Source organism: Acidiferrobacter sp., from assembly GCF_054609335.1.
The window spans coordinates 1-7,046 of record NZ_JBTRWP010000086.1 but is presented as its reverse complement, the minus strand read 5'-3'; the positions used below and the strand labels follow the sequence as shown (position 1 = coordinate 7,046).

Genomic DNA, 7,046 nt, shown 5'->3' with positions numbered 1-7,046 from the left:
CCATGTGGCTTCTCCTGGTTTGGCACCATTGCCGAACTCAGGAGACCACGTGGATTATGCCGCGTCACGAACAGGGGGCTGGTCTGCTAATGCCTGACAACAAGCCCAAAATCTCTCTCCATGCGGGGCGAGGCGGAATAATCCGTGACGCGGAATAATGTGACTAATGCCGTTAACGGCATTAGTCACGTTGTTATCGATCGAGATACGCCCATCGGTGAGATACACGACGAGCTTGTCCCATTCGTTCGCCAGATACATAAGAGCGCTGCCCAAGGCGGTCTTCGGCGGGACGCCGGGGCGGTGGATATCAAGCCAGGTCCGGAGGGTGTCCCACAGGGGCTTGGCATGCTGGGCGCGGTACTGCTGCCGGTCTTCGGGCCCCATATCGCGCGCCTCCTTCTCGATCCGATAGAGCGCCTGGATCTGGGCGAGCGCCTCCTCGGCCAAGCCTTTCTTTCGGTGCTTGCCCTGGGATTTGATCACCTCGTCGAACTTCCTCCGGCAATGGGCGGCGCACCCTGCGTGGACGAGCCCCTGGGCGCGCACAACCGCTCCGTAACCGGCGTAACCATCGGTTTGGAGGATGCCCCGGAAGCCCTCGAGCAGGCGCAAAGGCACCTCCTGGGAACGGCTCGGGTCATAGTCAAAGAGGATGATGGGCTGACCGGGCGGTCCGCCCCGCTGCACCCACAGATAGGACTTGGATTCGGCGGCATTGTGGGCCGCATGGCCCATCTTGCCCGGCTCCTTCAAGACCTGCACCGGGGTCTCGTCCATCTGGAGGATGTCGTAGGCCAAGAGCCGGTCACGCAGGAGGTTGATCAAGGGCTGGATCAATTCCGTGCCCACCTGCACCATCCAGCGGGCGAGCGTCGCCCGCGGGAGATCCACCCCGATCCGCGTCAGGATCTGCTCCTGGCGGTAGAGGGGCAAGGCGTCCTGGTACTTGGCCACCACGATATGGGCGAGCAGGCCGGGGCTTGCCATGGTCTTCGGTAACGGTTGCGGGGGCAGCGGGGCGATCTTCACCCCCAGCGCGTCATCCTTCCGGACCCCATACTTCAGGCGCACATGGCGCAATACCCGGATCGTGGCCGGCACGATGTCGAGCTGTTCGCTCACCTCTTCGCCGATCACCACCAGCGGCTGCCCATCGGAAGCCCGACGCTCGCTCTCGGGGAGCTCGTGAATGATATCCACCCGGGGAAGAGCGGCCGGCAAGGGCTTGCGGTACCCGCGGGCTTTACGGATGTGGCCTGCCACCACGCTCTCGACGACCGGGGCCTCCTCGGCCGCGAGGGCCTCCCGCTCAGCCTCGACCTCGGCCTCATCAAAAAGCCCCATCTGTGGGCTTGGGCCCTTCTCGCTGCGCGCGCTATAGCGCCTCGCGATCGCGAGGTTCAGTTGTTCCTGCAGGCGTTCGGCATGGCGGGTCAAGCGTTCGATCGTGGCATCGCGCTCACTGATCGCCTCGTCACGCACGGCGATCAAGACCTTCAGGGCCTCGATATCGTTGGGGAGCGCCGTGTCCCGTATGCCGTCCGTCATAGCCACGACTATACGATAATCGAAGCGATATTGCACGCAAATAATCGCTTTTGTCCTCAAGAAACCCGCTGATACACCAAGGAGGGATGCGGCTTCATGAGCGTGATGTCGTAGCCCGCGAGCAGCCACTGGAGCTGGTCTTCTGTGAGCGTCCACACCGGATCGGAGACCTTCCGGGGCCAGGCAAAGCGCGCCGCCTCCAGGCGCTTTACCCACAGCGCAAAGCCGGTCTGATCCCAGTAGAGGATCTTCACGCGGTCACGGAAGCGAGTTTCATAATGCATCTCTCCTATCAAAAGCCAGGAAGCTTTAGGGTCTTTTCGTCTTGTAATACCGCAAAATTGCGGGGGCGCCGAGCGACGATTTCCCGCACGCCTATCTTGACGGCCTCCGATTCCAGCGCGAGCACGGGCACTTGCCATGGCGCCGAAGGCATGAGCTGCGTAGCCGGCAAAATGCCCTTGCGGATGAGCCAATGAACGGAACTCACACAGATATCCAGGCGCCGCGTTGTTTCTTCCACACTGATCATAGCGACCTGGGTTGCTGTCGGGTCGAAGGGGGCGATCCCGAGACGTTCCCGGAGTTCACGAACGCGCATGGCTGTCCAAGATTTCCCCTCAGTGGATTGGCAGCGCATACGATTCATCGTCACTGCTAATTCCCGATCGGGCCACTGGCCGCCCATCTTTTGCATCACCACAACAGGACTGGGACGACGGTCCTCGGGATAACGTCCGCAGCGCGTGCGTGCGACCCGAATCTCGGTGTGACGACCGCCAGTCCAGTGAACGGTGACAACCGCTTCGTGGGACGCCTCGTCCAGGTCGATCACGGCTTCCTGGATCAGGACGCGGGTGAGCCGTTGTTTGGTATGGGCATCGGTGTTGGGTGTGTTCCACACGGCCGGCAAATTCTGCGCAAGCGCCATCAGCGCTGCAAGGTCGATTCTAGGACGATGGGCGGCTTGCTCGTCAAAGCCCTTCAGGCGCTCCTCAAGCTCTCCTGCGCGCTCAAGGCTCGTGTTCCAGCGGGCTTCCAACTCGCGTGCAACAAGCCGCTTGGCAGGGTCCACGCACTCGTAGCGACGCGCAGCCAGCAAGGACTCGTAACGCGCTTCCTCGAGTGCGTTCGTCATGGCCTGCCGGAGGTCCTCATCGGCTCGCGCCACATGTTCGGCGGCGTGGATCGCCGCCAAAACGGCATGCCCGGAGACCGCTTCCATGATTGCCGTAGCGACCGCCCGATCCACGCGGACTCCCCCGATGCCGATGCAAGACGCGACGCCCGCCAGATCGCTGTCGCCGGGGCATTGGTAACGGTGTGCATGACCGGAGTGCATGCCATAGAACACGCGCATCATCCGCCCGCAGCGGCCGCAGCGCACTAGGCCCGTCAACAGCGCCCGACCCCCGCGAGCGGACTTGCGCGACATGCGCTTTTTCATATGGGCATTCTCGGCGAGCATCTGCTGGTTTTCCTCGAACTCGGTCCAGCTTATGTACCCCGGATGATGATCTCGAATCAAGACGTTCCACGTGGCCATTGGTTTCTCGTGCCCCACAGTCTTGTGTGCCCGCCCGTCCTGGACCCGCGTGCGTTGACCGGTGCGGCCGAACACGTAGGCACCGGCATAGAGAGGATGGGCCAATATCTCCCGGACATTGTGATACTGGGTCGCCTTCCATTGCACACGACGGCCTGCCGGACTCTGGCGTGCCACTGGCAGTTGCACCCCATTGTCACGGGCCCAGAGTAACACTTGGCGGGCACTCCCAAGTTCGCGGAATTTGCGGAATACCAGCCGGATGGCGTTGGCGATACGCTCATCCGGATCCATATCGATGCGGCCCAGTTCGTCCCAGCAATACCCGGGCGGCAAAGCAAAGTGCAACTCCCCGCGCTGGGCCTTCGCATCTCGCGCTGCAAGCCCTCTCTGTCTCAATAACGACAGTTCATACTCCGACATCGTCCCCTTGAGACCCAGTAACAACCGGTCGTTGACGAGGCGCGGATCGTAGGTGCCTTCGGGATCGATGACGAGGGTTGCGGTCAAGGCGCACAGATCGATCAGGTGGTGCCAATCCCGACCGTTGCGCGCAAGCCTCGAGGCCTCGAGGCAGAACACTGCGCCCGTGGATCCGCCGCAGACAGCAGCCACGAGTTTCTGAAAGCCCGGTCGCTCAACGAGGCCGGAGCCAGAGCGCCCCAGATCGTCGTCGATGGTAACGACCGGGGCAAATCCCAGTGTGCGCGCCGACTCGGCCAGTCCGTACTGCCGACGCTGACTCTCGGTATGCTCAAGCACCTGCCCCATAGTGGACTGGCGAACGTATACGATGGCACCGCGGGCGAGGTGCTCAGATGTAATCTTCTGGTTCATTGTCATCTCCTTGTACGTTTCTGGGTTCGTGGCAGTGTGTGCCGAGTGCCTCGAGCAGCAGTTCGGCCAGAATGGCCACCAGTGCCTCGTGTGCCTCCTCGGGCAGCGGGTGTTTTATCTCGGGTTCGAGAAACAGGGCGAGTTGACGCCTCGATACCTGTGTCCATCGCGTCATCGGATTGGTCCTCCTTATGGGGAATATCCGATGATGTACCCGCTGACCCAGAGATTGCCAATAGGCCCGTCTGGTGCGACGACAGCAGTGCATGCAACTCATTCAAGGCGTCAATGGAAAGCTGTGGTGGTCCGAGTACCATGGCTGCGCAGATCGGGGCATCACACATCCACGAGGGGATCTCGCGCGATAACCCAGATGGCGCTTCGACATGTACCATGTCGTCGACTCCACGACCAACACGGCGATAAAGTCGCAGCCGCTGACCATGCAGCGGGTGCCAACGATACTCAACAACGACGGATTGCGATCGGTATGGTGAATGTCGTTTGATTCCGCCTGCGGTTCGTGAAGACAAAAAGGGCGCCGGTCAAAGGCGACAAGGCCATCTCTTGCTCCACCCGCATAGCGAGCCCGTCTATCCCCACCCGGAAGTCAATCGGCTCGCGGTGCAGGTACACAGCCAGCGGCTCCATGAACATCCGCATGGGAATCACGCCTCCAGGGCCATAAGGAGGGCGGCCACCCAGGCGGGGGGCACCGCAGATGACAACGTCATCGTAGCCTGGCCGACTATGAGCGTGACCGTATCGCCTACGCAGTGGGGGCCGCCTGGCTTGGGGCCGATCGGTGCTGGCAGGCCCCGGGGCGCGACTGTCACCGGCACGAGGGCCGCGGGGGGTGCGACACGCTTTACCTCTCGCCCCCGGCGGCTTGCCGAACGCCCGCGGAGCTCCAGGCTACGCCGATAGAAGTACGTCAACCGAAGCCCGTGTCGGGCGCAGAAGTCGCGCGCGCTCTCAGGGCTTGCCTCGTACTCGCCAAAGAGATCTAGCCAAGCCTCATTACTGCGGATCTTCGCCACTTGCCTACCTCCATCAATGTGGTGGGAGGGAAGCGTAACGGGATCAGGGGAACTGCGGCAGGGTGGGGTCTATGGAGCGCTTAGTACGCCAGGACAAGCTGGCACTGAATAGCGGGTGCAAGTCCCGCACGGAGTAAGGGTAGCCGCCCGCTCTGGCCCCAAGCTATGCGCGGTCCTGGGTAACCAGGGACGTGAAGTGTTAGTCGGGGAGTCCGTAGGCGAGGTATTGAGCCACGAAATTGAGTAAATCGGGGTGCCGACGCTGTTAAGCGAAGCGGAAGGCCACGGTGAAGCCAGACGATACGGTGAGTCGGGTTTCATACCCCGCGGGGTCGAAGACCCTCAGCATGCGGAGACGTTCAGTGTACGGAACCTGGGAGGCCCCCGTCGGCCTCTGGGCGAAGAGTTGTGGTCGCACAGAGCGACACGGGAACCCCGGTGGGGATACGCCGTGTCGGACGGTGGGGGAGTCGGACAAGGTCGTAGTACCGAGGAAACCTATGAACAAGACAGCGAAATCTGAGGCGGAATGGGTGGAGGGAAGGGCCTTGACCAAGAGGAACAGCCAACACGATGCCGGTGCCCGGGCTCAGAACCGGAAGAGCACTACGTCACGTCTGCTGGCTGTGCGCAAGGCAGCAAAAAGAGATAAGACCCGACAGTTCACGAGCCTCATGCACCACCTGACCGTCGACCTATTGGAGCAGAGCTTTCGGGCCCTGTCCCACCAAGCGGCGGCCGGGGCGGATGGGGTCACGTGGGCGGAGTACGAAACACAGATAAGAGTCAACCTGGAACGGCTTCACCACAGGGTGCAAGACGGGACCTACCGCCCGCAACCGGCGCGGCGGGTCCTGATCCCCAAGGAAGATGGGAGCGAGCGACCGCTCAATATCCTCTGCCTGGAAGACAAAATCGTCCAGCAGGCGGTGGTGACGGTTCTCAATGCCATCTATGAAACCGACTTCCTGGGATTCTCTTACGGGTTTCGTCCCGGTCGGGGCCCGCACGACGCGCTCGATGCCCTGATCGTAGGGATCGAACGTAAGCCGGTGAATTGGGTATTGGACATGGACATTCGAAAGTTCTTTGACACGGTCAAACACGGATGGCTGCTCCGATTCCTACAACACCGTATCCAGGATAGGCGTCTATTGCGCCTTCTGCGCCAGTGGTTGAAGGCCGGCGTGCTGGATGAACATGGCCACCGAGTCTTGGGCACGATCGGCACCCCGCAAGGGGCGGTCGTCTCGCCGCTCATGGCCAATGTTTACCTGCACTACGTCTTTGATCTCTGGGTGCAGCAATGGCGTAAGCGACACGCCCGGGGAATGATCGTGGTGGTACGGTATGCCGATGATGTTGTCGTGGGGTTCCAAAACCCTGATGACGCCAGTCGCTTCCGGCGCGAGATTGAAGTCCGTTTTCAGGAATTCGGTCTGGCAGTCCACCCCGACAAGACCCGGCTGATCCGTTTCGGCAGGTTCGCCCATGAGCAGAACAGGAAGCGGGGCCTCGGCAAACCCGAGACCTTCAACTTCCTGGGCTTTACGCACATCTGTGGGGTAAGCCGTCAAGGCCGTTTCCTGATTCACCGCAAAACGCGCAGAGATCGCCTACAGGCAAAGCTCAAGGTGCTAAGCCAAGAGCTGAAAAAGCGCCTGCACCACCCGATCCGCGCCACGGGCTTTTGGCTTCGCAGCGTCGTTCAAGGTCATCTGAACTATTATGGTGTCCCCTTGAATGGTACCGCTCTGAGCCTTTTCTGCTACGAGGTACGGCTTCGTTGGTACCGGGCGCTCTGTCGGCGCAGTCAACGCAAGCGACTGAATTGGGAACGTTTCGGTAAGATCGCCGATCACTGGATACCAAAGGCTACTATCGTGCATCCTTACCCTTACCAACGCTTTGACGCCAAATACTCAAGGTAGGAGCCGGATGCGTTATGTGGCGTCCACAAAAATGGGGCGGCCAACCCAGAAACCCATACGGGTAACGGGGTTAGACGAATTGAACGCCACATAAATTCTGACTACAAGGCGCGCAGAAAGGTCATGAGGTCAGGGTCCTTT

The 7,046-nt window shown here is 61.1% G+C and carries 7 protein-coding genes; 1 reads left to right on the top strand and 6 read right to left on the bottom strand.

Going from position 1 to position 7,046, the window contains the following annotated elements; genetic code table 11:
* Positions 1–54: 54 nt before the first annotated feature.
* The 6 genes from tnpC to ACYCTF_RS13875 all read right to left on the bottom strand — a co-directional run bounded on the left by tnpC (position 55) and on the right by ACYCTF_RS13875 (position 4,974).
* Positions 55–1,587, bottom strand: a complete 1,533-nt coding sequence (gene tnpC / locus ACYCTF_RS13900; RefSeq protein ID WP_461284326.1) for an IS66 family transposase — start codon at positions 1,585–1,587, stop codon at positions 55–57.
* A gap of 20 nt (positions 1,588–1,607) precedes the next feature.
* Positions 1,608–1,835, bottom strand: coding sequence for an IS66 family insertion sequence element accessory protein TnpB (gene tnpB / locus ACYCTF_RS13895; RefSeq protein ID WP_461284325.1), 228 nt, complete (start codon positions 1,833–1,835; stop codon positions 1,608–1,610).
* Positions 1,836–1,843: 8 nt separating this feature from the next.
* Positions 1,844–3,934 carry a recombinase family protein gene (locus ACYCTF_RS13890; protein WP_461284324.1) on the bottom strand — a complete coding sequence of 697 codons (2,091 nt, stop codon included), beginning with the start codon at positions 3,932–3,934 and terminating at the stop codon, positions 1,844–1,846.
* On the bottom strand, positions 3,912–4,109 hold the full coding sequence (locus ACYCTF_RS13885; protein WP_461284323.1) for a hypothetical protein: 198 nt from the start codon (positions 4,107–4,109) through the stop codon (positions 3,912–3,914). Before ACYCTF_RS13885 ends, ACYCTF_RS13890 begins: the two co-directional genes overlap by 23 nt.
* Before the next feature lie 290 nt (positions 4,110–4,399).
* Complete coding sequence (gene tnpB / locus ACYCTF_RS13880) at positions 4,400–4,597, bottom strand: IS66 family insertion sequence element accessory protein TnpB (protein WP_461284322.1); 198 nt, start codon at positions 4,595–4,597, stop codon at positions 4,400–4,402.
* Between the two features lie 5 nt (positions 4,598–4,602).
* Positions 4,603–4,974: a hypothetical protein gene (locus ACYCTF_RS13875; protein WP_461284321.1), complete on the bottom strand. Its 372-nt coding sequence runs from the start codon at positions 4,972–4,974 to the stop codon at positions 4,603–4,605.
* Positions 4,975–5,474: 500 nt separating this feature from the next.
* Between ACYCTF_RS13875 and ltrA the strand changes: the two genes are divergently transcribed.
* Complete coding sequence (ltrA, locus tag ACYCTF_RS13870) at positions 5,475–6,905, top strand: group II intron reverse transcriptase/maturase (RefSeq protein ID WP_461284320.1); 1,431 nt, start codon at positions 5,475–5,477, stop codon at positions 6,903–6,905.
* The last annotated feature ends 141 nt before the right edge of the window (positions 6,906–7,046 follow it).

What these genes read in the sequence shown, in the direction of transcription:
- ltrA (WP_461284320.1), top strand. Translation starts at nt 5,475, where the DNA reads ATGAACAAGACAGCGAAATCTGAGGCGGAATGGGTGGAGGGAAGGGCC.
- tnpB (WP_461284322.1), bottom strand. Translation starts at nt 4,597, where the DNA reads ATGCGGATGTTCATGGAGCCGCTGGCTGTGTACCTGCACCGCGAGCCG.
- tnpB (WP_461284325.1), bottom strand. Translation starts at nt 1,835, where the DNA reads ATGCATTATGAAACTCGCTTCCGTGACCGCGTGAAGATCCTCTACTGG.
- ACYCTF_RS13885 (WP_461284323.1), bottom strand. Translation starts at nt 4,109, where the DNA reads ATGACGCGATGGACACAGGTATCGAGGCGTCAACTCGCCCTGTTTCTC.
- ACYCTF_RS13890 (WP_461284324.1), bottom strand. Translation starts at nt 3,934, where the DNA reads ATGAACCAGAAGATTACATCTGAGCACCTCGCCCGCGGTGCCATCGTA.